The organism is Bradyrhizobium sp. USDA3516, from assembly GCF_057651995.1.
The window spans coordinates 105,649-131,292 of record NZ_JBYGYN010000015.1 but is presented as its reverse complement, the minus strand read 5'-3'; the positions used below and the strand labels follow the sequence as shown (position 1 = coordinate 131,292).

Genomic DNA, 25,644 nt, shown 5'->3' with positions numbered 1-25,644 from the left:
GCGTCGGCGTGGTCCTGCCATTCGGACGGCGCCAAATCGACTCAATTTCCGTCGAGCGTGGATCTGCCGGACACTTGCGGAGCTGATCCCCCATGCCAGACATCAAGGTCGACCGTTCGGATATGGCCCCCTCGATTCTGCCGGCCGGCATCCCCGAGCTCAGCGACGATGAATGCCTCGCTTGTCTCGCGCGCGCAGTCGAGGCGCCGGATTCGGCGCGGCTGGACGAGGTCGCCGGCCTCATTGGCCGCCTGGCAGTCGCCATCGAATAGGTTGGCCGGGCCCTCCCTCAGGGGATTGCGGAGCGCGAATGCGCATCGCCAACCGCCATGTTGCGTTTTGACCGAGCATGCTCCAAAAGATGCCGCGATTTTTCTCCGCGGCATCGTCCGCATTGCAGGGTCCGCAAATGTCCGGTTTTTCGACCGCGCGCCAAAAAATGGTCGATGGCCAGGTGCGCACCAATGACGTCACCGACCGTCGTGTTCTCGATGCCATGCTCACGGTGCCGCGCGAGGCATTCGTGCCGGCCGGCTGGCAGGCGCTGGCTTACCTCGATCTCGATCTCGATGTGAGCGAAGGCGCCGCCAAGCGGTTCCTGATCAAGCCGGCGCTGACCGGCAAGCTGCTCCAGGCCGCCGAAATCGGCGGGGACGATAACGTGCTGGTGGTCGGCTGCGCCACCGGCTACCTCGCCGCACTGGCTGCCAAGCTCGCGCGGCAGGTCACGGCGACCGAGTGCGATTCGGCGTTGGCTGCCAAGGCCAGAGACGCCTTCACCGCCCAGGGACTTTCCAATGTCGCCTGCAAGGCTGCGGCCTGCACCGACGGGGACCCTGCTGCCGCCCCTTATGATGTGATTGTCCTCAACGGCGCGGCCGAGGTGATGCCGGAAGCCCTGCTCGGGCAGCTGAAGGAGGGCGGGCGCCTGGTGGGGGTGTCGGCCGAATCGAGGCCGCCGCGCGCGACGATCGTGACCCGCACCCACGGCGAGTTCGGCCATCGGGTCCTGTTCGACGCCGCCGCCCCGGTCCTTCCCGGGCTGGAACGGGCGGCTGCCTTCGTGTTCTGAGCCCGGGCCCCGTTAAAATCCCGTTCTGAATCAGAAGTGTGGCCGGGATGCTGCACGTGAAGAGTTTCCACTGAGAACCACCCTCAGGTAGTTCCGTCGCGCTTGACCGCGTCCTATGTTGCGGCGGGGCAACGACTCCATTGGTACGGCACCCCGGCTCGCGGGCACGAGCAGGGCGCTAGAACGAACGGAATTTCACGGATGCATGGGGTGAAGCTCTTCACCGGAGCTGCAGTTTCGGTCCTGCTGCTGGCGCTTGCCGGGCCGACGCCCGCCTTGGCGGATACGATCGATGGCGCGCTGGTGCGCGCCTATCAGAACAATCCGCAGCTCAACGCGCAGCGTGCCCAGGTGCGCTCGACCGACGAGAACGTGCCGCAGGCTTTGTCCGGCTACCGGCCCAGGGTCAATCTGACGGCGAGCGGCGGCTATTCATATCAGGACTTGCAGAGTGCCCCGGGGACTAACTCAGTCTACGGAACCAGAGTGCCTCGCAGCGTCGGCGTGACCGCGACGCAGACGCTCTACAATGGCAACCAGACTGCCAACCGGACCCGCGCCGCGGAGAGTCAGGTATCGGGTGCCCGCGAAGCGCTGCGCAGTCTCGATCAGACCGTGTTGCTCCAGGCCGCCACGACCTATATGGACTATCTGCGCGACGCAGCCACGCTCGAGGTCCAGCGCAGCAACGTGCGCGTGCTCGAGCAGACGCTCAAGCAGACCCGTGACCGCTTCAATGTCGGCGAAGTGACCCGCACAGACGTTGCCCAATCGGAAGCGCAACTGGCGGCCGGCAGGACGCAGGCTCTCACCGCGGAAGCAAATCTCACCACCACGCGCGCGAACTTCCGCCGCATCATCGGCAACGAGCCGACAAACCTGGCGCCTGGCTCGCCTGTCGATCGTTTCCTTCCACCAACCCTTGCCGCCGCGATCGAGCTAGGCCTCATCGAGCATCCCAACGTCACGGCGGCGATGTTCGGCATCGACGTCAATTACCTGCAGGTTAAAGTCGCCGAGGGTGCGTTGCTGCCGACGCTTTCGCTTCAGGCCACGGCCCAGCGGGCCGACGAACAATCCTTGATTCAGATGCGATCGTACACAGCCTCGGCGGTCGCGCAGCTCTCGGTGCCGATTTATAACGGCGGTGGCGAATACGCGCTGATCCGCCAGTCCAAGGAGAACCTGGCGCAGCAGCGCCTCAACCTCGAAACGACTCGCGACCAGACCCGTGCGACCGTTGTGCAATGGTGGGGCTCGCTGCAGGCCACCAAGGCGCAGGTGCAGTCGGCTCAGGCGCAGGTGACGGCATCCGAGATCGCCCTCAACGGCGTACGCGAGGAGGCCAAGGCCGGCCAGCGCACCACGCTGGACGTGCTCAATGCGCAGCAGGCGCTGGTGAACGCGCGCGTTGCGCTGGTGACCGCGCAGCACGATCGCGTAGTCGCATCCTATAACGTCCTCGCGGCGGTCGGGCGTCTGTCGCCGCAAGTCCTCGGTCTTGCGACCACGACCTACGATCCCAGCGTTCACTACCATCAGGTCCGCGACAGCTGGGCCGGCGTGCGCACGCCTGACGGGCGCTGATTCCCGTAATCATCCGGTCGATCTCCGCGAACAGCCGAGTTCGACCGGTGCTTTGCTTGCAATCGTCAAAATCCCTGACATAGCCTTGCCGAGATGATGCGGGTCGATTCGCCCCGCGTTGATGTCGTGTGCGTAAAGCTTGAGTGCCGGGGGCAGGGGCGCACCGCCGCACGTTGAGCCGTGATCTGGGGACAAGTCGGGCTGCCGCGACGAAAATGGCGGACCCATTGTTGCGGAACCGGCCAATCCTGCCGTGCTTGGTGTAAAACAACGCATGCGAGGGCGTTGATGATGTGGAGTCGGAGATGACGCAGCCTGCAAAGGTCACAGAACCCTCGATGGAGGAGATTCTGGCCTCGATCCGGCGCATCATTGCCGATGACGAGGCAAAGCCCCCGCCGGCCGAGGCCGCCAAGCCCGAGAAGGCTGCTGCGCCCGCCGCGCCGCCGAAGCCGCAGGCGATGAACGACATTCCGCCATCCAAGGTCGCTCCGCCCAAACCCGCCGCCGAGAAGCCCGCACCTCCGCCGGCTGCAAAACCGGCGCCGCCACCTGCGCCGGCGCCCGCGGCTGACGCCTCCAACAGCCAGGACGATATCGATGCGTTGCTGGCGGGTCTCGATGCGGCCACTCCTGCGCCTGAGGTTCGCGCGCCCGAGCCGGAGCCCGAGCCGGAGCCCGAGCCCGACGTGCTCGAACTGACCGACGACATGGCGATGGACCCCACGCCGGCCCCGCCACCGCCGAGCTTCCGCAAGGTCGAGCCACGCGACGATCTCGAATTCGCCGAGCCGCCGCGGCCCGCTCCGCCGCCGTCCTACGCGTCGGTCGATTTCGACGCGCCGCCGCTGCCCCCGCAGCAGCCGATCCTCGCGCAATCGACGGTCTCCGCGGTCGAATCCGCCTTCAACTCCCTGGCCCATACGGTGCTCAGCAGCAATGCGCGGACGCTGGAGGACCTGGTCAAGGAGATGCTGCGGCCGATGCTGAAATCCTGGCTCGACGACAACCTGCCCGGCCTCGTTGAACGCATCGTGAAGGCCGAAATCGAGCGGGTCTCGCGCGGGGGCCGCTGAGGGCGGCCAAGGGCCCTCATAAAGCCCGGCTTCGCTGTCATATTCGAGCCCCGGACCGGGCCGGGAAGCGCCGTCGCCGCCTCGTTTTCCCTGAGCTTTTCGTTGACTTTTCGTTGACTTGGCCCCCTCGCGCGGCTTTCTAGCAGCCCCATGATCGAGAAAAATTACCAGCCCGCCGATATCGAAACCCGCATGTCCGTGGTGTGGGAGGACAGCCTTGCGTTCAAGGCTGGCCGGCCCGACCGCCGTGATGCCGTGCCCTTCACGATCGTGATCCCGCCGCCGAACGTGACGGGCTCGCTGCACATGGGCCACGCCCTCAACAACACGCTGCAGGACATCCTTTGCCGGTTCGAGCGCATGCGCGGCCGCGACGTGCTGTGGCAGCCCGGCACCGACCATGCCGGCATCGCCACCCAGATGGTGGTCGAGCGGCAGCTGATGGAGCGCCAGCAGCCCGGTCGCCGCGACATGGGCCGCGAGAAATTCCTGGAGCGGGTCTGGCAGTGGAAGGCCGAGAGCGGCGACACCATCATCAACCAGCTCAAGCGCCTCGGCGCATCCTGCGACTGGTCGCGCGAGCGCTTCACCATGGACGAGGGCCTGTCGAAGGCCGTCGTCAAGGTGTTCGTGGAGCTGCACCGCGAGGGCCTGATCTACAAGGACAAGCGGCTGGTGAACTGGGACACCAAGCTGCTCACCGCGATCTCCGATCTCGAAGTGCAGCAGACGGAAGTGAAGGGCCACCTCTGGTATCTGCGCTATCCGATCGAGGGCAAGACGTTCAGCCCCGAGGATCCCTCGAGCTTCATCGTGGTCGCCACCACGCGCCCCGAGACCATGCTCGGCGATACAGGCGTTGCCGTCCATCCGGAGGACGAGCGCTATCAGAAGTTGATCGGCAAGAACGTCGTCCTGCCCCTCGTCGGCCGCAAGATCAAAATCGTCGCCGACGAGTATTCCGATCCCGAGAAGGGATCGGGCGCCGTGAAGGTGACGCCGGCGCACGACTTCAACGATTTCGAGGTCGGCAATCGCCACGGCTTGCGCCGGATCAGCGTGCTCGACAGGGAAGGGTGCCTCGATCTCCTCGACAACGAGGATTATCTGCGCGACCTGCCGGAAGGCGCCGCGCAATTCGCCGAGGAGTTCCACAAGGTCGACCGCTTCGCCGCGCGCAAGCGCATCGTCGAGCGGCTGGAATCGTTCGGCTTCGTGGAGCGGATCGAGCCGCACACCCACATGGTGCCGCACGGCGATCGCTCTGGCAGCGTGATCGAGCCCTACCTGACCGATCAGTGGTACGTCGACGCCAAGACGCTGGCGAGACCTGCGATCGCGGCGGTACGCTCGGGCGAAACGACGTTCGTGCCGAAGAACTGGGAAAAGACCTATTACGAGTGGATGGAGAACATCCAGCCCTGGTGCATCTCGCGTCAGCTCTGGTGGGGCCACCAGATCCCGGCCTGGTACGGCCCTGACGGCAAGGTGTTCGTCGCCGAGACCGAGGAGGAGGCCGTCAGCCACGCGCTCGGCTATTACGTCGAGCAGGAGGTCATCACGCCCGAGCAGGGCCGCGAGATGGCGCTCGACCGCAACAAGCGCGAAGGCTTCATCACGCGCGACGAGGACGTGCTCGACACCTGGTTCTCCTCGGCGCTGTGGCCATTCTCGACGCTCGGCTGGCCCGACGAGACCCCCGAGGTGCAGCGTTATTATCCGACCAATGCGCTGGTGACCGGCTTCGACATCATCTTCTTCTGGGTCGCCCGCATGATGATGATGGGCCTGCACTTCATGAAGGAGGTGCCGTTCTCGACGGTCTACATCCACGCCCTCGTCCGCGACGAGAAGGGCGCCAAGATGTCGAAGTCGAAGGGCAACGTCATCGATCCCCTCAACCTGATCGACGAATACGGCGCGGACGCGTTGCGCTTCACGCTGGCTGCGATGGCGGCGCAGGGCCGCGACATCAAGCTCGCCACCAGCCGCGTCGAAGGCTACCGCAATTTCGCGACCAAGCTCTGGAACGCGTGCCGCTTCGCGGAGATGAACCAGTGTGCCGTGCCTGATGGTTTCGAGCCGGCGAAGGCCAAGGAGACGCTGAGCCGCTGGATCGCGCATGAGACCGCCCACACCACGCGCGAGGTGACCGAGGCGATCGAGGCCTATCGCTTCAATGACGCGGCGGGCAGCATCTACCGCTTCGTCTGGAACGTCTATTGCGACTGGTATGTCGAGCTCGCCAAGCCCGTGCTGCTCGGTCCGGACGGCCCTGCCAAGGACGAGACCCGCGCCATGGTCGCCTGGGCGCGCGACGAGATCCTGAAGCTGCTGCATCCCTTCATGCCCTTCATCACAGAAGAGCTGTGGGAGGTGACGGCCGGGCGCGACGGCCTGCTCGCACTGGCGCCGTGGCCGCTGAAGCCGGTCGAGCCGACGCCGGAGCAGCTCGCAATGCTTGCGGCGACCACGGGACCGACCGATGCGCTCGTCTCGCCGGCCTGGGTGCTGCCGATCTTCGATCATGCCGACTTCACCGATCCGGCTGCCGAAGCCGAGATCGGCTGGGTCATCGACCTCGTCACGCAGATCCGCTCGGTGCGCGCCGAGATGAACATCGCGCCTGCAACGCTGACGGCGCTGGTGCTCGCAGGCGCCTCCGCCGAAACCAAGGAGCGCGCGCCGCGCTGGATCGACGTCATCAAGCGCCTGGCACGGCTGTCGGACATCTCCTTCGCCGACCGCGCGCCTGACGGCGCGGTCCAGCTGCTGGTGCGCGGCGAGGTCGCCGCGCTGCCGCTCAAGGGCGTGATCGACGTCGCCGCCGAGCGCGCGCGCCTCGACAAGGAGCTCGCCAAGGCCGAGGCCGACATCAAGCGCGCCGAGTCCAAGCTGGCGAACGAGAAGTTCGTCGCCAACGCGGCCGAGGAGGTCGTCGAGGAGGAGCGCGAAAAGCGCGAGGCGGCGCTGGCCCGCAAGGCCAAGCTGCTCGAGGCGATGGAGCGGCTGAAGCAGGCGTCGTGAGACGTCCGTCATTCCGGGATGGTCCGAAGGACCAGACCCGGAATCTCGAGATTCTCAGGTGCGCAATTGCGCACCATAGTTCGGCTCTACGAGCCGCCCCGGAATGACGATCACCTCGGAAATGGCTTGCTCAAGAACTTCGAGCCCCTGACGCCATAGCGCCAGGGCAGCTCGACCGCCTTGGTGATGCCGATGCGGATGCCGGTTGCGACCTCGACGTCCTCGGTCCGCGCATGCAGTGCGATGGGGGGCCGATCCAGCGGCAGGGCGTTGTGCGCGATGGTGATGCCGAGCGCCTCGGTCAGCTTGCCCGGGCCCGAGCATAGCGCATGCACCTCCTGCAGGTGCCGGCGTCGGCGCATCGCAGCCAGGCCATGCGTCGGCTCCAGCGCCCGGATCAGCACGGCGCTGGCCGAACCTTCCTCCTCGCAGACGAAGTTCACGCACCAGTGGATGCCGTAGGAGCGGTAGACATAGGCAAAGCCGGGCGGGCCGAACATGACCTGGTTCCGCGGCGTCGGCCCGCGATAGGAGTGCGCAGCGGGGTCGGTATGATGATAGGCCTCGACCTCGACGATGATCCCGCCGACGCCGTCGACGAGCATGGTGGCGCCGATCAGGTCGGGCGCGACCTCATGGACGCTGCGGCCGAAAAAGGTCCGCTTCAGCAGCTTGCCGAGCCGTGGTGTGGAAGGTTTCGAGATTGGAGCCATTCGAGGTGAAGAATCGCCTGAGAACTGAGCAGGATATTGCCCATATCTGCCATGTTCCCTGAAGCGGGGCGAGCCGGGTTGCGATGCCAGGCCAGACCGACTAGGTAGGACCTGATCAGACCGGACACCCCATGGTCGTTATTGTCGATACCATCTCGAACCCACTGCGCCCGCGCCACCCTGAAAAGGTGAACCGGCCCGATTCCGCTTCGCCGCCGAAGCCGGACTGGATTCGCGTGCGCGCGCCGAACACCCGCGGTTATGCCGACACCCGCAACATCGTGCGCGCCAACGGCCTGCACACGGTGTGCGAGGAGGCGGGTTGCCCGAATATCGGCGAGTGCTGGGACAAGAAGCACGCGACCTTCATGATCATGGGTGATACCTGCACCCGGGCCTGCGCCTTCTGCAACGTCAAGACCGGCCTGCCGAATGCACTGGATGCGGCCGAGCCGCAGAACGTCGCCGAGGCCGTGGCCAAGCTCGGCCTCGCCCACGTCGTCATCACCTCGGTCGATCGCGACGACCTCACTGATGGCGGCGCCGAGCATTTCGCTCAGACCATCCGGGCGATCAGGGCCGCATGCCCCTCGACCACGATCGAGATCCTGACGCCCGACTTCCTGCGCAAGGAAGCGGCGCTCGAAATCGTCGTCGCGGCGAAGCCCGACGTCTTCAACCACAATCTCGAGACCGTGCCGTCGCGCTATCTCACGGTGCGGCCGGGCGCGCGCTACTTCCATTCGATCCGGCTGCTGCAGCGGGTCAAGGAGCTCGACCCCACCATCTTCACCAAATCCGGCATCATGGTCGGCCTCGGCGAGGAGCGCCACGAGGTGCTCCAGGTGATGGACGATCTGCGCTCGGCCGACGTCGACTTCCTGACCATCGGACAATATCTGCAACCGACCCGCAAGCATCACGCGGTGATGCGCTATGTGCCGCCGGACGAGTTCAGTTCCTACGAGAAGGTCGCCTACACCAAGGGTTTCCTGATGGTGTCGGCGAGCCCGCTCACCCGTTCCTCGCATCACGCCGGCGAGGACTTCGCGAGACTGAAGGCCGCGCGGGCCGCGATTGCCCGCTGAACCGATATGCCCCGTTTTTCGAGCAAGCGCCGTGTCAATCACAGCGCATCCGAGATGTTCGATCTGGTCGCCGATGTCGAGCGCTACCCGGAATTCGTGCCGCTGTGCAGTGCGCTGAAGGTGCGGCAGCGGATGGCCAAGCCCGACGGCACCGAGGTGCTGGTTGCTGACATGACGGTGTCTTTCAAGCTGATCAAGGAATCCTTCACCAGCCGGGTGACGCTCGACCGCGCCAATCTGAAGATCCTGGTCGAGTATCTGCAAGGTCCGTTCAGCAATCTGGAAAACCGTTGGACGTTCGAGCCGAAAGGCGAGGGCGTCTGCGACGTCGGTTTTTTCCTGTCTTACGAATTCAAGAGCCGTATGCTGGCGATGCTGATGGGTTCGATGTTCGACGCCGCCTTCGCGCGGTTCTCTGCCGCGTTCGAGAAACGGGCTGACGCGATCTACGGGCGGCCGAAGCTGGCGTCGACGTAGTCGCGATCAGCTTCGCTGCGCTCGCAATGACAATGGAGCGGCCGGCGTGCCCTCCCAATTCAACATCGCTCCGTGTTCCCCATCAGCCTCCACCGGGATCATTTCGCATCGCGGCGCGTTCTCAACCGACTGTCCGGGTTGGAGCCGCCATGACCATCAATTTCGACACGCTGAAAGCTTCGCTTGTCCTGTATGGCCTGAACGCGATCTACGCGGTCCTGCTGCTCGCGGTCGGCTGGTATCTGTCCGGTGCGATGCAGCGCTTCGTCACGCGCGTCCTCAGCGTCACACACCGTGTCGATCCGCTGGTGACGCTGTTCGTGGGCAGCCTTGCGCGCTATGGCGTGCTCGCGGTCGTCGGCATCGCCGTGCTGCAGCTCTTCGGCATCCAGACGGCGAGTCTCGTCGCCGTGTTGGGCGCGACCTCGCTCGCCATTGGTCTCGCCTTGCAGGGCACGCTGTCCAATCTCGCCGCCGGCGTGATGCTGCTCTTGTTCCGGCCCTTTCACATCGGCGACGATGTCGAGGTCGCCGGCAAGGCGGGCAAGGTGAGGTCGCTGTCGCTGTTCATGACCGAGCTGGTCGCGCCGGACAACACGCAGATCCTGTTGCCGAATGGACAGGTCTGGGGCGCGGCCATCATCAACCACAGCGCCTATCCCGGCACGGGCGAGGTCAAGGTCGCGTTTCCGGTCCCGGCGGGCGCCGCAAACGCGCTGGCGGACCGAATCCTGAAGGAACTGCGCAACGACTCCCGCATCGACGATCACGCAGCGCCCGCCGTCTCCGTTACCAAAGTCCTCGATGTCGCCAATCCCGCGGCGCCGATCCTGGAATTGACGGTCAGCGCAAAAGCGAAGCCATCCGAAGCCGACGCGGTCAAGCAGTGCGTGCTCGATCATGCGAGCGCGCTGCTTGCCACGGCGGCCTGAGGCGCTTTATCCCCGCGGCGAACGCGGCGGCCTGCGTTTCACCACATGCCGGCGCGGTGAGCGCGTGACGCGCGGGCGCAGGCGGCTTGCCGCGGCACGTTGCGGCTTGGCCGCGACTTGCGGACCGCGGGCCAGATCCATCAGCATGCGCAGCGCCTCGACGACCGAGCGGGCGCGCACCGCGCTGCGGCCAATGGCACCGAAGCGGTGCTCGCGGTGGATGATGCGGCCGTCGCGGGCGGCGGCGGCGAAGTGCACCAGACCAACCGGCTTGCCGGGCGTGGCGCCGCCGGGGCCGGCAATGCCGGTGATGGCGACGGCGAGATCGACATCGGCGCGCTCCAGCGCACCGATCGCCATCGCGGTCGCGGTCTCCTTGCTCACTGCGCCGAAATTCGCAAGCGTGCTCGCCTCGACGCCAAGCATCGCGCGCTTTGCCTCGTTGGAATAAGTGACGAAGCCGCGGTCGATGACATCGGACGAGCCGGGAATGTCGGTCAGTGCGCCCGCAACGAGCCCGCCGGTGCAGGATTCGGCGGTCGCGATCGTCAGCTTGCGCATCCGGCATAGATCGAGCAGCGAGCGGGAGAGGGCGCGTGCGTCGCTGCCGCCCATGGCTTTACGCGCTCCAGGGAAGGCGGATGGTGGCGCTCGCGGTGGCCGCGATGCCTTCCTCACGGCCGGTGAAGCCGAGCCGCTCGCTGGTGGTCGCCTTCACCGCGACGCGCGAGATGTCGACGCCGGAGATCTCGGCGATGCGGGCGCGCATGGTGTCGCGCAACGGGCCGATCTTCGGCCGCTCGCAGATCAGCGTCACCTCGAGATTGGCGACGCGGCCGCCGCGCGCCGCCACGCGCTCGATGGCGTATTTCAGGAACTGGTCGGAGGAGGCGCCCTTCCATTTCGCATCGCTCGGCGGAAAGTGCGAGCCGATGTCGCCGTCGGCGAGCGCCCCGAGAATGGCGTCGACCAGCGCATGCAGGCCGACATCGCCGTCGGAATGAGCAAGGAAACCCTTGGTGTGCGGAACGCGCACGCCGCAGATCATGACATGGTCGCCTTCGCCGAAGGCATGCACGTCGTAGCCGGTGCCGGTCCTGATGTCGCCGAGTTGGGCGGCCAGGCGCGCTTCCTCGCGCACGAAATCCTCCGGAGTGGTAAGCTTCATGTTGGCAACATCGCCTTCAAAGGTTGCAACCGTCAATCCCGCCCATTCGGCAATCGCGGCATCGTCGGTGAAATCCGAGCGTCCGTCCCTTGCCGCGCGACGATGCGCCTCGAGGATGACGTCGAAACGAAAGGATTGCGGCGTCTGTGCGATTCGCAAGGAGGCGCGATCCGGCGTGGCCTCGACGTTGCCGCCTTCGCCGGTGACCTTGATGGTGTCGGTGACGGGAACGGTTGGGATCGCAGCACCCGTGCGGCTCGCCGCCTCGATGGCGCGCGAGATCACGCCTTCCGAGACGAAGGGCCGCGCGGCGTCGTGGATCAGCACGATGTCCGGCTTGTGCTTCGCCAGGGCTTCGAGGCCGGCGAGCACCGAAGCCTGCCGCGTCGCGCCGCCATTGGCCGGCGGCTCGTGCCTGAGCCCCGCGACCGCTGCGGTGAACATGGCGCCGTCGTCGGGGTTCACCACCGGCTGCACCGCGAACACCTCGGCGTGACGGCTGAAGGCTTCCATGGCGCGGCGGATCACGGGCACGCCACCGATCTCGCGATATTGTTTCGGCCCGCCGGCGCCGGCGCGCAGTCCACGCCCGGCAGCGACGAGGACGACCGCGGTGCGCTGTGATTTCGCCATAGGATTCAAATACTCAGTTGCCAATAAGAGCAGGGGGTGATTTGCCGGCATGCCTCTAGCACGGCAGGCCCGCAAAAAAAGGGGGTTTCCCCGGATTGTGGGAAACAGCATTTTGTTGCACTGCACTTGAAAGATCTACAGAACTGTCTAAACTGTAGGCATGACGCTTGACTGCACAAGAATTGTGCGCAAGATAGATCATGGCAGGCGCGATGAGGCCCTGCCCAGTCAACGAGACCCCCGTGACCGGCTCGGCAGTATCAGGCTCTAAGCCGTTGAAAATAGGCGATATTGAAGTCGCCACCCCGGTCTTCCTGGCGCCGATGTCGGGTGTGACTGACTCGCCCGTCCGCCGGCTGGCCGCCGAGCTTGGCGCTGGTCTCGTCGTGTCCGAAATGACCGCGAGCGATGAGCTCGCCAATGGCCACCGGATGTCCCGGTTGCGCTGCGAAGCCACCGGCATCGGCCCGCACGTGGTCCAACTCGCCGGCTGCGAGACGCACTGGATGGCGGAAGGCGCCCGGATCGCCGAAGCGGAAGGCGCCGATGTCATCGACATCAACATGGGCTGTCCCGCCCGCCACGTCACCGGCGGCCAGTCCGGCTCGGCCTTGATGCGCGACCTCGACCATGCCGTCAGCCTGATCGAAGCGACGATCGCGGCGGTGAAGGTCCCGGTGACGCTGAAGATGCGCCTCGGCTGGGACGACCGCAGCCGCAACGCGCCCGAGCTGGCGCGGCGCGCGGAGGCCGCCGGGGTTAAACTCGTCACCGTGCACGGCCGCACCCGCTGCCAGTTCTACAAGGGCGAGGCCGATTGGGATGCGATCCGCGCCGTGCGCGAGGCCATCTCCATTCCGCTCGTCGTCAACGGCGACATCACCTCCTACGAGAAGGCGCTGGCGGCATTGGACGCCTCGGGCGCCGACGCCGTGATGATCGGCCGCGGCGCGCAGGGACAGCCTTGGCTGCCGGGTCAGATCGGCCGCCGTCTGAAGGGCGGGGCCGAGGAAGCCGTGCCCTCGCTCGAGACGCAGCTGCATTATGTGCGCACGCTCTATGACGGCGTTTGTGAACTCTATGGTTTGCGCATCGGGCTGAGGCATGCCCGCAAGCATCTGGGCTGGGCGCTCGACGTCGCAGCGCAGGCGAGCCGCGCGCCGGCCGAGAAGCTGAAATCCTGGCGGCAAAAGATCCTCGTCTCGGAGGATCCGCGCCTCGTTCACCATTCTCTGCAAGACGCCTTCGACGACTTCGCATGGAGCGCTGCTGCATGAGCTCAGCCGCTGAACATCGTCGGCCGCTTCTGTCCGACAGCGATGCGATCCTGGACGCGCTTCCCAATCCCGTGCTCATGATCGGGCCGGACGGCAAGATCGTCGCCGCCAACATCGCCACCGAAGCCTTCTTCGAGATCTCGACGCAATTCCTGAAGCGGCAGTCGTTGAAGGAGCTGGTGCCGTTCGGGAGCCCGTTGCTCGCGCTGATCGACCAGGTGCGTTCCTCGAACTCGCCGGTCAACGAATACAAGGTCGATCTCGGCACGCCGCGCATGGGCGGTGACCGCCAGGTCGACCTGCATGTGGCGCCGCTCACCGAGCGGCCCGGCCATATCGTCGTGATGCTGCAGGAGCGCACCATCGCCGACAAGATGGATCGGCAGCTTACCCATCGCAGCGCAGCGCGCTCGGTGATAGCGCTAGCAGCAATGCTCGCCCACGAAATCAAGAATCCGCTTTCGGGCATTCGCGGCGCAGCGCAGCTGCTCGAGCAGCAGGCCTCGTCCGAGGACCGCATGCTGACGCGGCTGATCTGCGACGAGGCCGACCGTATCGTGACGCTGGTCGACCGCATGGAGGTGTTCGGCGACGAGCGCCCCGTGGTGCGCGGCCCGGTCAACATCCATTCGGTGCTCGATCACGTGAAGCGGCTGGCGCAGTCGGGCTTTGCCCGCAACATCCGCTTCGTCGAGGACTACGATCCCTCGCTGCCGCCGGTGCTGGCGAACCAGGATCAACTGATCCAGGTGTTCCTCAATCTCGTGAAGAACGCCGCCGAAGCGCTGATTGACGTGCCCGACGCCGAAATCCAGCTCACCACCGCGTTCCGTCCCGGTGTGCGCCTGTCAGTCCCCGGTCAAAAATCCCGGGTATCCCTTCCGCTCGAATTCTGCGTGAAGGACAACGGACCCGGCGTGCCCGACGATCTCTTGCCCAACCTGTTCGACCCCTTCGTGACCACCAAGCAGACCGGCTCGGGTCTCGGCCTGGCGCTGGTCGCCAAGATCATCGGCGATCACGGGGGCATCATCGAATGCGAATCTCAGCCGCGCAAAACCACCTTCCGTGTGCTGATGCCGATGTATTCCACATCGGTCAAACATGCCGATCAAAGCAGTCGCGACGGCTCTGCCGGGAAGTCGTCGCCTGCGTCACAGGGGGCAAAATGAGGATCCACGATGCCCGCAGGTAGCATTCTCGTAGCCGATGACGATACCGCCATCCGCACCGTTCTCAACCAGGCACTGTCCCGCGCCGGTTACGAAGTGCGGCTGACCGGCAATGCCGCAACGCTGTGGCGCTGGGTCAGCCAGGGCGAGGGCGATCTGGTCATCACCGACGTCGTGATGCCGGATGAAAACGCCTTCGACCTGTTGCCGCGGATCAAGAAGATGCGGCCGAACCTGCCCGTCATCGTCATGAGCGCGCAGAACACCTTCATGACCGCGATCCGCGCCTCCGAGCGCGGGGCTTACGAATATCTGCCGAAGCCGTTCGACCTGAAGGAGCTGATCGCCATCGTCGGCCGCGCGCTCGCCGAGCCGAAGGAGCGGACCTCGACGCCGGACGAGGACGCCGAGATGGAGGCGATCCCGCTGGTCGGCCGCTCGCCGGCGATGCAGGAAATCTACCGCGTGCTGGCGCGCCTGATGCAGACCGACCTCACCGTGATGATCACGGGCGAGTCCGGAACCGGCAAGGAGCTGGTGGCGCGCGCGTTGCACGATTACGGCAAGCGCCGCAACGGCCCGTTCGTCGCGGTCAACATGGCCGCGATCCCGCGCGATCTCATCGAATCCGAATTGTTCGGCCATGAGCGCGGCGCCTTCACCGGCGCCAACACCCGCGCCTCCGGCCGCTTCGAGCAGGCTGAAGGCGGCACGCTGTTCCTGGACGAGATCGGCGACATGCCGATGGAGGCGCAGACCCGCCTGTTGCGCGTGTTGCAGCAGGGCGAATACACCACCGTCGGCGGCCGCACCCCGATCAAGACCGACGTGCGCATCGTCGCGGCGTCCAACAAGGACCTGCGCGTGCTGATCCAGCAGGGTCTGTTCCGCGAAGACCTGTTCTTCCGCCTCAACGTCGTTCCGTTACGGCTGCCGCCCTTGCGCGAGCGCATCGAGGACCTGCCGGATCTCGTGCGGCACTTCTTCACGCTGGCCGAGAAGGACGGATTGCCGCCGAAGAAGCTCGACACGCTGGCGCTGGAGCGGCTGAAGCAGCACCGCTGGCCCGGCAACGTGCGCGAGCTGGAGAACCTCGCGCGGCGTCTCGCCGCGCTCTATCCGCAGGACGTGATCACGGCCTCGGTCATCGACGGCGAGCTCGCGCCGCCCTCGGTCAGCCCGGGCGCCGCGGTCCAGCAGGGCGTCGACAATCTCGGCGGCGCCGTGGAAGCGTATCTGTCCTCGCACTTCCAGGGCTTTCCGAACGGCGTCCCGCCGCCCGGCCTCTATCACCGCATTCTCAAGGAGATCGAGGTGCCGCTGCTCACGGCGGCGCTCGCCGCCACCCGCGGCAATCAGATCCGCGCCGCGGATCTGCTCGGCCTCAACCGCAACACGCTGCGGAAGAAGATCCGGGATCTCGACATCCAGGTGTATCGGAGCGGGGGCTAATCTTTCGAAGCGACCGGTGGCTCAGCTCCCCCTACCAAGGCAGAGCTGAGCCTGTCCGGATCGCGCTGGCCGTTGTGGCTGACGCGGTGAGCAGAAGTCCTGACGGGACTGGAATGTTCCGCCCGCACATTCAAATTGATCATCCCGGCTGCAACGCGGCGATCGTCTATCTGACCAGTCCACCGGAAGCCGGCACCACGCTCGCGACATTCAGGGGCGGCTGCTGAAGGCCGAGGCCGTTGACCAGGAGGTCGGCGGCCACGATCAGCAGCAGAACGGCCGAAACCATCGTTGCGAGACAGATCCTATCCATGCTGATCAAGCCGCGGCGGTGGGAATCCGTTCCGCCTCGGGGACATGTGCCTGTGGATTGCGCGGGTGCGCGGCGGGGGTGACGCCGCGGAATTGTCGCAATTCGGCAACAATGTGGTACGAATACATCAGTATCCGCCTGCCCGCGGACCCGTTTTCAGCACCGCCATTGCCGGAATGACCAGCGCAGATACCTCGGCCGCACACTTTGATACGGCCCCAACGGAAGAGCCCCGGCGCTGGTCGGTGCGACGCTGGCTGGCACCCTTTGCCGTCGCGCTGGCGCTGCTGTCGGCCTTCCTGACCTTCCTGGTCCTGACGGGTCTGAGCACGATCGAGCCGACGCCCGGGGTGGTCCGAACATTCTATCTGATCAATGCCGCCACGATCCTGCTGCTGGTCGGGATCATCATCCGGGAACTCTGGCAGCTGATCCTGGCGCGGCGGCGCGGTAGGGCGGCGGCGCGTCTCCACGTCCAGATCGTCAGCCTGTTCTCGATCGTGGCGGTGCTGCCGGCGGTGCTGGTCGCCGTTGTCGCCAACGTCACCATCGAACGCGGCCTCGACCGGCTGTTCTCCGGGCCGACCAAGGAGGTGATCCAGAACTCGCTGACGATCGCGCGGGCCTATATGCAGGACCATGCGCAGCTGATCCGCGGCGACATTCTCGGCATGGCCAACGACATCGCCCATGCCCGGCCGCTCTACGACCAGGACCGCCGCTCGTTCCGCGAGATGCTCACCGCCAGCGCCAGCTCGCGCAATCTGCCGGGCGCGATGATCATCGACAAGAACACCAACATCCTGGAGTCGGCCGACACCGGCATGCGGCTGGCTTATTCGCCACCCGCGCCGGATTTTCTCAGCAACGTCAACGAGAACGAACCCGAGATCGCGGTCCTTCCCGATGCGAGCTTCGTCGCCGCGGTGATCCGCCTGCGCGCCTTCAACGACACCTTCCTCTATGTCGCCAGGCCGCTCGATCCGAACGTCGTCAATCAGCTGAAGCAGACCGAAGTCAGCGTCGCCGAATACGCCCAGATGGAGTCCCGGCGGCTCGGCCTCCAGGTCGCCTTCGCGCTGATGTTCGCGGTGATCGCGCTGACCATCCTCATGGCTTCGGTGCTGATCGGCCTCAACTTCGCCAACTCGCTGGTCTCGCCGATCCGGCGGCTGATGAACGCGGCCCAGACGGTTTCGACCGGCGACCTGCACGTCCAGGTGCCCGTGCATCAGTCGGAGGGCGATCTCGCCCAGCTGGGCGAGACCTTCAACAAGATGACGCAGGAATTGCGCAGCCAGCGCGACGAGCTGGTCAACGCCAGCGATCTGATCGACAGCCGCCGCCGCTTCATCGAGGCGGTGCTGTCATCGGCGAGTGCCGGCATCATCGGCGTAGACGCGTCCGGCAGCGTCGGCATCCTCAATCGCTCCGCCGAGAAGCTGATCGGGCACTCCGAAGCCGAGACCCTCGGCCATCCGCTCTCCGACGTGCTGCCCGAGCTCGACGAGATGATGAAGACGGCGCGGGAAGGGACCCAGCGCCTCGTGCAGGGCCAGATCACGATCACCCGCGACGGCACCGAGCGCAACCTGTCGGTCCGCGTCAGCGCCGAGAAGAACCAGCCGCACGACAGCTACATCATCACGCTCGACGACATCACCGAGCTGGTCTCGGCCCAGCGCACCTCGGCCTGGGGCGACGTGGCGCGCCGCATCGCCCACGAGATCAAGAACCCGCTGACGCCGATCCAGCTCTCGGCCGAGCGCATCCGCCGCAAGTTCGGCAAGACCATCACCGAGGACAAGGACAAGCAGATCTTCGACCAGTGCACCGACACCATCGTCCGCCAGGTCGACGACATCAGGCGCATGGTCGACGAGTTCTCGCGCTTTGCGCGGATGCCGAAGCCCGTGATGGAGGGCGAGGACGTCGCCGACACGGTGCGCCAGGCCGTGTTCCTGATGAAGGTCGCCCATCCCGAAATCGACATCGAGGCCGAGTTCAAGCAGGATCCGCTGCGCGCCCAGTTCGACCGGCGGCTGATCTCGCAGGCGGTCACCAACATCGTCAAGAACGCCACCGAGGCGATCGAGCAGGTCCCGCCCGAGGAGCTCGGCAAGGACGGTGGCAAGGGCCGAATCGACGTCGTGGTGTCGCGCGAGGGCGACGACGTGCTGATCGACGTCATCGACAACGGTATCGGCCTGCCCAAGGTGGCGCGCTCGCGTCTGCTCGAGCCTTACGTCACCACGCGCGCCAAGGGCACCGGGCTGGGGCTTGCCATCGTCGGCCGCGTGCTGGAAGACCATGGCGGGCGGATCGAGCTGAAGGATGCCTCCGACTTCCGTCCAGGACAGCGCGGCGCCTGGATGCGCATGCGCTTTGCCGTGTCGGGGCAACCGGCGAAGTCCGCGACAACGGAGCAAGTGCCGGCTGTCAACGACGCGACCGGGACGACCTCCAAGGCCGACATCACGCAAACGGCGACGGAATCCTTCGCGAACCGGGAAACAAAAGAGCCCGTCGCCGGAACCAAAGAGCCGGCTGAAAAGACCAATGATTCAACCAAAATCGAAGCCTCAACAGGCAGCTGACAAGACAGGCGCGATCCATGGCAAGTGAAATTCTGATTGTCGACGATGAGGCCGATATTCGCGATCTCGTTGCGGGCATTCTCGAAGACGAGGGGTTCGTCACGAGGACCGCACGCGACAGCGACACGGCGCTCGCCGAGATTGCCAATCGCAGGCCGCATCTGGTGTTTCTCGACATCTGGCTGCAAGGCTCCAAGCTCGACGGCCTGCAGCTCCTGGAGCAGGTCAAGAAGGACAATGCCGATCTGCCCGTCGTGATGATCTCCGGCCACGGCAACATCGAGACCGCGGTCGCCGCGATCAAGCGCGGCGCCTACGACTTCATCGAGAAGCCGTTCAAGGCCGACCGCCTCATCCTGGTCGCGACCAGAGCGCTGGAGAACTCGCGGCTCAAGCGCGAGGTCAAGGAGCTGAAGCAGCTCGCCCCGAGCGCCAGCCAGCTCGTGGGCCGCTCGCCCAGCATGAACCAGCTGCGCCAGACCATCGAGCGGGCGGCCAAAGCCAACAGCCGCATCCTGATCGTCGGTCCCGCCGGCGCCGGCAAGGAGCTGACCGCGCGCACGCTGCACACCGCCTCGGGCCGCGCCGACGGTCCGTTCGTCGTCATCAACGCCGCCGCGATCACGCCCGAGCGGATGGAGCATGAGCTGTTCGGCGTCGAGCAGTCCAATGGCGAGCAGCCGCGCAAGCCCGGCGCACTCGAAGAGGCGCATGGCGGCACGCTGTTCATCGACGAGATCGCGGATATGCCGCGCGAGACCCAGAACAAGATCCTGCGCGTGCTGGTGGAGCAGTCGTTCCAGCGCGTCGGCGGCACCGCCAAGGTGCAGGTCGACGTGCGCATCATCTCATCGACCGCACGCAATCTCGAAGAGGAGATCGCGGCCGGCCGTTTCCGCGAGGATCTCTACCACCGGCTCTCGGTGGTGCCGATCCGCGTGCCCGCACTGTCGGAGCGGCGCGAGGACATTCCGGAACTGATCGACTATTTCATGGAGCAGATCTCGGCCGGCAGCGGCCTGCCCAAGCGCCAGATCGGTCAGGACGCGATGGCGGTGCTGCAATCGCATGTCTGGCCCGGCAATGTGCGCCAGCTCCGCAACAACGTCGAAAGGGTCATGATTCTGGCCGCCGGCGGGCCGGAGGTCATCATCACCGCCGACATGCTGCCGCAGGATGTCGGCTCGATGGTGCCGGCGATGCCGACCAGCAACAATGGCGAGCACATCATGGGCCTGCCGCTGCGCGAAGCGCGCGAGGTGTTCGAGCGCGACTATTTGATTGCACAGATCAGCCGTTTCTCAGGAAATATTTCTCGAACGGCCGAGTTCGTTGGCATGGAACGTTCGGCCTTGCACCGGAAATTGAAAGCGCTCGGCGTCGGCTGATGCTGCGACGCTGCGGCGACATCTCGGGAATAGACAAAGAAAATCATCGATTTCCGTATTTTTTCGGGGCAATAGGGCCGGGCCTGCCGCTTGAAGCGGCTTGCCTAATATCCCGACCTGTCCTCTAATCGAACCGCTGTTCCTTCCGAGGGGGATCTCATGAAGGACGGCAACCGGAGGAGGCCCCGAACTCCACAAAGAGGGCCGCATCCGGCGCAATAAAAAGAAACTCAAAGCGAGAAAAAAACAATGGCGGCAGACCGCGCACAAAACCTACAGGACACCTTCCTTAATCACGTTCGCAAAACCAAGACGCCACTGACGATCTTTCTGGTCAACGGAGTGAAGCTCCAGGGCATCGTGACCTGGTTCGACAATTTCTGTTTGCTGCTTCGGCGCGACGGTCATTCGCAACTGGTCTACAAGCACGCGATCTCGACCATCATGCCGGGCGCTCCGATTCAGTTGTTCGAAGGCGGCGAGGACCAGCCGGCTTGAGAGTGACCTGATTGGAACCCCGGAATTTCGACGGGGATGCCGACCGTCCGAGGTCGGCAGGGGCGACGCAGACGGGGCGGGTGCTTGTCATCGGCCCCTACTTGCGCGCGCGTGCGGGCAGCGCCGACGCGCAATCGGAGACTCATGCCTTGCGCGATACCGAGGCCCGGCTCGATGAAGCCGTCGGTCTCGCGCGTGCGATCGATCTCGTCATTGCCGATGCCATCGTCGCCCCGGTCAGCCAGATCCGGCCCGCGACCTATATCGGCAAGGGCAAGGTCGAGGAGATCGCCGCGCTGGCCAAGAGCCTCGACGTCGAGCTCGTGGTGATGGATTGCGCGCTGGCGCCGATCCAGCAGCGCAATCTCGAGAAGGAGCTGCACGCCAAAGTGCTCGACCGCACCGGCCTCATCCTGGAAATCTTCGGCCGCCGCGCCAAGACCAGGGAGGGCTCGCTCCAGGTCGAGCTCGCGCATCTCAACTACCAGCGCTCGCGCCTGGTGCGGTCGTGGACCCATCTCGAACGGCAGCGCGGCGGTTTCGGCTTCATGGGTGGTCCGGGCGAGACGCAGATCGAGGCCGACCGCCGCCTGATTCAGGAGCGCATCACCAAGCTCGAGAGCGAGCTGAAAAAGGTCCAGGCGACGCGGCGCCTGCATCGCGCCGGCCGTCAACGCGTGCCGTATCGTGTCGTCGCGCTGGTCGGCTACACCAATGCCGGCAAGTCGACGCTGTTCAATCGCCTGACCCGCGCCGACGTGCAGGCGGCCGACATGCTGTTTGCGACGCTCGATCCCACCTTGCGGGCGCTCAACCTGCCGCATGGCGGCAAGGCGATGCTCTCGGACACCGTCGGCTTCATCTCCAACCTTCCGACGCAGCTCGTCGCTGCGTTCCGTGCCACGCTGGAGGAGGTGCTGGAGGCCGACGTCATCCTGCATGTCCGCGACATCTCGCATGAGGACGCCGAGGCGCAGCAGAGCGACGTCGACGCGGTGCTGCGCCAGCTCGGCATCAATCCCGACGATTCCGGCCGTATCATCGAGGTCTGGAACAAGATTGACCGTTTCGACCCCGAGCAACGCGAAGAGCTGCTCAACATCGCCGCGCGCAGGCCCGAAGATCATCCGGCGATGCTGGTCTCAGCCGTGTCGGGCGAGGGCGTCGATGCTCTGCTCGCCGCGATCGAGCAGCGGCTCGCGGCGAAACGGACCACGCTCGATCTCTCCATCGACGCCGCCGACGGCGCCGGAATCAGCTGGCTGCACCGCAATGCCGAGGTGCTGTCGAAGGAGCTGCACGACGGCCGCTTCGACATGACCGTGCGGGTGGACGAAACCAAGCGGGACATCGTGGTGTCGAGGTTCGACGCCGTGCCGCGCCTTTCAGTGTAACAGCTGGCGTCCCAGACAAACGCACTTCGTAGGGTGGGCAAAGGCGCGTGAGCGCCGTGCCCACCATTTGCCCGTTGTTGAAAGGCGTGGGCACGGCGCGCGAAGTGCGCGCCTTTGCCCACCCTACGAATCGTCCTTTGCCAGGACGACAGCAGAATTAGCGGCTCGCCGTTGCTGCGCCGATTGCTCATCATCCTTCGCCACATTCCACAGCGCATCCATCTCCGCCAGCGAGGCCTGCTCCAGCGTGCCGCCCTGCGCCTCCAGCGCGCGTTCGATATAGGCGAAGCGCCGCTCAAATTTGGCGTTGGTCGCGCGGAGCGCAGCCTCCGGATCGGCATCGACATGGCGGGCGAGGTTGACGAGGGCGAACATCAGGTCGCCGGTCTCTTCCGCAATCTCCTGCTTGTCGTTGCGGTCCAACGCCGCCTCGATCTCGTCGACCTCCTCGCGGATCTTGTGCAGCACCGCGCGTGGGTCGTTCCAGTCGAAGCCGACGCTGGAGGCTTTGCGCTGCAGCTCCATCGCGCGAGTCAAAGCAGGCTGGCCGGCCTTCACGCCCGAGAGCAGCGACTTGTGCGTCGGCGCTTCCTCCGGCGGCCGGCGCGCGGCACGTTCGGCCTTCTCCTCAGCCTTGATGCGGTCCCAGACCTCCTTGACGTGGTGCGGGGCGAGATTGCCGTCCTTGTCGGCGAAGACGTGGGGATGACGCCGGATCATCTTGCGGGTGATGGCCTCGACCACGTCACCAAAATCGAACGCGTTCTGCTCCGACGCCATCTGGGCGTGGTACACCACCTGGAGCAGGAGATCGCCGAGCTCCTCGCGGAGATCGTCGAGATCGCCGCGGCTGATGGCGTCGACCACCTCATAGGCTTCCTCGATCGTGTAGGGCGCGATCGTCGAAAAATCCTGCTCGAGGTCCCAGGGGCAGCCGGTCACGGGCGTGCGCAGCGCCGCCATGATCTCGATCAGGCGGGAAATATCGCGGGAAGGGGTCATTGCCGGGCAGTCTCCTGGGGTCCAGAGCCTTATGCCAAAAGCGGGCCCCCGATCCCAGCGCAAGGCGGCGGAACAGGCCGATTTCCACCGATTGGCGGGTGAAGTGCACAGTGCTAAAGCGCGGCTCATGAGCGACACATTTTCCTCCGAAACCGCTTTGGTGCTGTTCTCCGGCGGCCAGGATTCCACCACCTGCCTCGCCTGGGCGCTAAGCCGCTTCGCCCGCGTGGAGACGCTGGGGTTCGAGTACGGCCAGCGCCATGCCATCGAGCTTGCCTGCCGCGACCGCCTGCTCGACGGCATCAAGGGCCTGCGCGCGGATTGGGCCGCACGGCTCGGCGAGAGCCACACGCTGTCGATCCCGACGCTCGCGGCGGTGTCCGAGACGGCGCTGACGCGCGACGTCGCGATCGCGATGGGCGCGGACGGCCTGCCCAACACATTCGTGCCGGGCCGCAACCTCGTATTCCTGACCTTCGCCGCCGCGCTGGCCTACCGGCGCGGCATCGGCCATATCGTCGGCGGCATGTGCGAGACCGACTATTCCGGCTATCCCGATTGCCGCGACGAGACCATCCGCGCCATGCAGTCCGCGCTCTCGCTCGGCATGGCCAGAAAGTTCGAGCTGCACACGCCGTTGATGTGGATCGACAAGGCCGCGACCTGGAAGCTGGCGCATGAACTCGGCGGCGATGGCTTGGTCGACCTGATCCGCGAGCAGTCGCACACCTGCTATCTCGGCGAACGCGGCGCGCTGCACGAATGGGGTCATGGTTGCGGCGAGTGCCCGGCCTGCAGTTTGCGGGCGAGGGGTTGGCGGGAGTTCGTGGCGGGACGTTGAGGCTTCGCCGCGCTACTCTCTCGTGCCCTGGACGCAGCGCAGCGCTTCTTCAGCGATGCGCTGCAGAGCCGGGGCCTATGTTTTCGCAATGCACCGTGCCGCCGTCTGGGTCCCGGCTCTGCGCCGCAACGCTTACGCGTTGCAGCTTGTCCGGGACACGTGAGTGACCTACTGAAAATCCTCGTCCCTAAGCTCGATCGGCTTGCCGTGCGGCGTGCGTTCCGCCGCGTGGTCCCACGCATTCCGATAACGGTGCAGCGTCTCCATCGACGCGACGCCCTTGCGGGCGACGAGGCCCTCCAGCGTGGCAAGCCAGTGCAGATAGTACGTCTCGCCCGTATCCGGATCGCCCGCGGCCTGGGCACGCTTGATCTCGTCGGCGAGTGCTGCGGCCCATTCCGGCCAGGTGAATACGCCGCGCTCGTGCAGGCTCAAAGCCATCGCGAAGGCATGGGCCTCCCAGGGCGCGCGGAACACCGGGCCGTCATCGTCGCGCGGAATGCTCGGGATCGCCGCCGTCGCGGCGGCCGCAAGCGCGCTGTCCATCACGCCGGCTCCAGATAGGGCTCGAACGCGTCGATCGAGACCTTCAGCGTGGGATCGCCGTCCTCGCCCCAGAGATCGCGGCCCTCGAACACCACGGTATAGAGCCATTGCGGGTTCTCGCCGCGCTCCATCGCCGCCGTGTCAGGAAACACGTGGCAGCCATGGTTCAGCTCGACGACGCCGACATGGCCGCGCACATAGCGCGGCAGCCGCGTGTGCGTGGCAGGATGGATGTTCTGGGCGCGGACGCGATCGCCGATGTTGAATTTGGCCGGAGCCGGGGCAGGGCGGCCGAACTTGCCGCGCACCATGATGCGTTCGACGTTCGCGAGATCGAACTTGCCGTGCTTGAGCGGCTTCGCAGGCTGCATCGCATGGCCGGCAGCGACCTCCTCGCGGGTGAGATAGCCCTTGTCGATCAGCATCTCCTCGAGCCCGAGAAACCACTTCTTGTAATAGGAGCTCGACAGGTACACGTGCGGCGGCAAGGTCTCGCGATAGAAGCGCGAGGTGTCGATGTTGAAGGCGCCGGCCGCGCCCATCGCGCGCACCATGGCCAGCACGCGCGATTCCCATTCCTCGTGAAACATCGGCTCGTTCGGCTCGGGCTCGACCTTGCCGAATCCGTCCATGCCGCCCATGTCGTGCACGCCGTTCACGACGGTGCTCCCGGTGTCCTGGCGAAACCGGTGCCGATCATGGAGTCGCGCGTCACGAGCTCGGCGAGCTGCTCCTCGCTCCAGCCTTCCGTGCCGGCGGGGCGCATCGGCAGCACCAGGAAGCGCGTCTCGGCGGTGGAATCCCACACCCGGATCTCCGTGTCCTTGGGCAACGCCACTCCGAAATCGGCGAGCACGCCGCGCGGGTCCTTCACCGCGCGGGAGCGGTAGGGCGCGGCTTTGTACCAGACCGGCGGCAGCCCGAGCATTTCCCAGGGGTAGCAGGAGCACAGCGTGCACACGACCATGTTGTGCCGCTCGGGCGTATTCTCGACCACGACGAGATGATCGCCGACGCGGCTGACATGGCCGAGGGTGCCGATCGCCTTGGAGCCATCTTCCAGCAGTGCTTTCTTGAAGGCCGGATCGGTCCACGCCTTTGCTACCACGCGTGCGCCATTGTGCGGGCCGATCTTGGTCTCATAGGCCTGGATGATCGCATCGAGCGCGGCCGGCTCGACATAGCCTTTTTCGGTCAGGATCGTCTCGAGCGCGCGCACGCGCAGCTCGGTCTCGGACAGCTCGGAATGATCGTGATCGTGGTGATGATGGTCGTGATCTTGGCTCATGCCGCGGAAGATAGGCGCAATGGCTAGGGGCTGTCGAGGGCTCGTTGCAGCGCAGTCCTGGCACGTATGCGTGAGGGCATTTGTACGCTAGCATCCCGCAAAC

24 protein-coding genes are annotated in these 25,644 nt (G+C 65.6%); 16 read left to right on the top strand and 8 right to left on the bottom strand.

The features are described from left to right. Positions 1-92: 92 nt before the first annotated feature. The 5 genes from AC24YW_RS34580 (at position 93) to AC24YW_RS34560 (ending at position 6,762) form a co-directional block, all read left to right on the top strand. Positions 93-272, top strand: coding sequence for a hypothetical protein (locus AC24YW_RS34580; protein ID WP_128261698.1), 180 nt, complete (start codon positions 93-95; stop codon positions 270-272). 137 nt (positions 273-409) lie between these two features. Further along, positions 410-1,072, top strand: coding sequence for a protein-L-isoaspartate O-methyltransferase family protein (locus AC24YW_RS34575; RefSeq protein WP_487486894.1), 663 nt, complete (start codon positions 410-412; stop codon positions 1,070-1,072). A 201-nt stretch (positions 1,073-1,273) separates the two neighbouring features. Next, positions 1,274-2,659 (top strand): TolC family outer membrane protein, encoded by a 1,386-nt coding sequence (locus AC24YW_RS34570; protein ID WP_487486893.1) that lies wholly within the window; start codon positions 1,274-1,276, stop codon positions 2,657-2,659. 305 nt (positions 2,660-2,964) lie between these two features. Next, positions 2,965-3,735, top strand: coding sequence for a PopZ family protein (locus AC24YW_RS34565; RefSeq protein WP_487486892.1), 771 nt, complete (start codon positions 2,965-2,967; stop codon positions 3,733-3,735). A gap of 150 nt (positions 3,736-3,885) precedes the next feature. Then, positions 3,886-6,762: a valine--tRNA ligase gene (locus AC24YW_RS34560; RefSeq protein ID WP_487486891.1), complete on the top strand. Its 2,877-nt coding sequence runs from the start codon at positions 3,886-3,888 to the stop codon at positions 6,760-6,762. A 110-nt stretch (positions 6,763-6,872) separates the two neighbouring features. Here AC24YW_RS34560 and AC24YW_RS34555 read toward each other — a convergent pair whose 3' ends face one another. After that, a complete protein-coding gene (locus AC24YW_RS34555; RefSeq protein WP_487486890.1) occupies positions 6,873-7,475 on the bottom strand; it encodes a DNA-3-methyladenine glycosylase in 603 nt (200 codons plus the stop codon). Between the two features lie 131 nt (positions 7,476-7,606). Between AC24YW_RS34555 and lipA the strand changes: the two genes are divergently transcribed. From lipA to AC24YW_RS34540, 3 genes are all read left to right on the top strand, one after another. Next, positions 7,607-8,563 (top strand): lipoyl synthase, encoded by a 957-nt coding sequence (gene lipA, locus AC24YW_RS34550; protein ID WP_487486889.1) that lies wholly within the window; start codon positions 7,607-7,609, stop codon positions 8,561-8,563. Positions 8,564-8,569: 6 nt separating this feature from the next. Continuing rightward, positions 8,570-9,040 (top strand): type II toxin-antitoxin system RatA family toxin, encoded by a 471-nt coding sequence (locus AC24YW_RS34545; RefSeq protein ID WP_487486888.1) that lies wholly within the window; start codon positions 8,570-8,572, stop codon positions 9,038-9,040. Between the two features lie 149 nt (positions 9,041-9,189). Beyond that, on the top strand, positions 9,190-9,972 hold the full coding sequence (locus AC24YW_RS34540; RefSeq protein WP_487486887.1) for a mechanosensitive ion channel family protein: 783 nt from the start codon (positions 9,190-9,192) through the stop codon (positions 9,970-9,972). Between the two features lie 6 nt (positions 9,973-9,978). Here AC24YW_RS34540 and AC24YW_RS34535 read toward each other — a convergent pair whose 3' ends face one another. Both AC24YW_RS34535 and AC24YW_RS34530 read right to left on the bottom strand, forming a co-directional pair. Further along, positions 9,979-10,587, bottom strand: coding sequence for a CinA family protein (locus AC24YW_RS34535; RefSeq protein ID WP_157284384.1), 609 nt, complete (start codon positions 10,585-10,587; stop codon positions 9,979-9,981). A gap of 4 nt (positions 10,588-10,591) precedes the next feature. After that, positions 10,592-11,773, bottom strand: coding sequence for a bifunctional 2-C-methyl-D-erythritol 4-phosphate cytidylyltransferase/2-C-methyl-D-erythritol 2,4-cyclodiphosphate synthase (locus AC24YW_RS34530; RefSeq protein ID WP_487486886.1), 1,182 nt, complete (start codon positions 11,771-11,773; stop codon positions 10,592-10,594). A 275-nt stretch (positions 11,774-12,048) separates the two neighbouring features. On the opposite strand from AC24YW_RS34530, the gene dusB reads away from it, so the two are divergent. Genes dusB through ntrC form a run of 3 tightly spaced genes read left to right on the top strand, consistent with a single transcriptional unit; the run spans position 12,049 to position 15,674 of the window. After that, a complete protein-coding gene (gene dusB / locus AC24YW_RS34525) occupies positions 12,049-13,050 on the top strand; it encodes a tRNA dihydrouridine synthase DusB (RefSeq protein WP_487486919.1) in 1,002 nt (333 codons plus the stop codon). Next, the gene (locus AC24YW_RS34520; protein ID WP_487486885.1) at positions 13,047-14,222 is read left to right on the top strand and encodes a two-component system sensor histidine kinase NtrB; all 1,176 of its coding nucleotides are present in this window, start codon (positions 13,047-13,049) and stop codon (positions 14,220-14,222) included. Before dusB ends, AC24YW_RS34520 begins: the two co-directional genes overlap by 4 nt. A 9-nt stretch (positions 14,223-14,231) precedes the next feature. Then, positions 14,232-15,674 carry a nitrogen regulation protein NR(I) gene (gene ntrC, locus AC24YW_RS34515; protein ID WP_025036261.1) on the top strand — a complete coding sequence of 481 codons (1,443 nt, stop codon included), beginning with the start codon at positions 14,232-14,234 and terminating at the stop codon, positions 15,672-15,674. Between the two features lie 166 nt (positions 15,675-15,840). Here the strand turns inward: ntrC and AC24YW_RS34510 are convergent, their stop codons facing one another. Further along, positions 15,841-15,963 carry a hypothetical protein gene (locus AC24YW_RS34510; RefSeq protein WP_487486884.1) on the bottom strand — a complete coding sequence of 41 codons (123 nt, stop codon included), beginning with the start codon at positions 15,961-15,963 and terminating at the stop codon, positions 15,841-15,843. A 200-nt stretch (positions 15,964-16,163) separates the two neighbouring features. Between AC24YW_RS34510 and AC24YW_RS34505 the strand changes: the two genes are divergently transcribed. The 4 genes from AC24YW_RS34505 to hflX all read left to right on the top strand — a co-directional run bounded on the left by AC24YW_RS34505 (position 16,164) and on the right by hflX (position 21,864). After that, entirely contained in the window at positions 16,164-18,584 is a 2,421-nt protein-coding gene (locus AC24YW_RS34505; RefSeq protein ID WP_487486883.1) for a sensor histidine kinase, read from the top strand. Positions 18,585-18,601: 17 nt separating this feature from the next. Continuing rightward, a complete protein-coding gene (gene ntrX, locus AC24YW_RS34500) occupies positions 18,602-19,972 on the top strand; it encodes a nitrogen assimilation response regulator NtrX (RefSeq protein ID WP_036039494.1) in 1,371 nt (456 codons plus the stop codon). Positions 19,973-20,221: 249 nt separating this feature from the next. After that, positions 20,222-20,470 (top strand): RNA chaperone Hfq, encoded by a 249-nt coding sequence (gene hfq / locus AC24YW_RS34495; protein WP_007591126.1) that lies wholly within the window; start codon positions 20,222-20,224, stop codon positions 20,468-20,470. Between the two features lie 11 nt (positions 20,471-20,481). Continuing rightward, positions 20,482-21,864, top strand: a complete 1,383-nt coding sequence (gene hflX, locus AC24YW_RS34490; RefSeq protein ID WP_487486882.1) for a GTPase HflX — start codon at positions 20,482-20,484, stop codon at positions 21,862-21,864. Positions 21,865-21,987: 123 nt separating this feature from the next. On the opposite strand, the gene mazG is transcribed toward hflX, so the two are convergent. Continuing rightward, entirely contained in the window at positions 21,988-22,866 is an 879-nt protein-coding gene (mazG, locus tag AC24YW_RS34485) for a nucleoside triphosphate pyrophosphohydrolase (RefSeq protein WP_487486881.1), read from the bottom strand. Positions 22,867-22,993: 127 nt separating this feature from the next. Between mazG and queC the strand changes: the two genes are divergently transcribed. Further along, entirely contained in the window at positions 22,994-23,707 is a 714-nt protein-coding gene (gene queC / locus AC24YW_RS34480; RefSeq protein ID WP_487486880.1) for a 7-cyano-7-deazaguanine synthase QueC, read from the top strand. Between the two features lie 168 nt (positions 23,708-23,875). Here queC and AC24YW_RS34475 read toward each other — a convergent pair whose 3' ends face one another. Genes AC24YW_RS34475 through nthA form a run of 3 tightly spaced genes read right to left on the bottom strand, consistent with a single transcriptional unit; the run spans position 23,876 to position 25,541 of the window. After that, entirely contained in the window at positions 23,876-24,253 is a 378-nt protein-coding gene (locus tag AC24YW_RS34475) for a nitrile hydratase accessory protein (RefSeq protein ID WP_487486879.1), read from the bottom strand. Next, positions 24,253-24,912: a nitrile hydratase subunit beta gene (gene nthB, locus AC24YW_RS34470; protein ID WP_487486878.1), complete on the bottom strand. Its 660-nt coding sequence runs from the start codon at positions 24,910-24,912 to the stop codon at positions 24,253-24,255. The genes AC24YW_RS34475 and nthB overlap by 1 nt, the downstream gene beginning before the upstream one ends. Beyond that, on the bottom strand, positions 24,909-25,541 hold the full coding sequence (gene nthA, locus AC24YW_RS34465) for a nitrile hydratase subunit alpha (protein ID WP_487486877.1): 633 nt from the start codon (positions 25,539-25,541) through the stop codon (positions 24,909-24,911). The genes nthB and nthA overlap by 4 nt, the downstream gene beginning before the upstream one ends. Positions 25,542-25,644 lie beyond the last annotated feature (103 nt).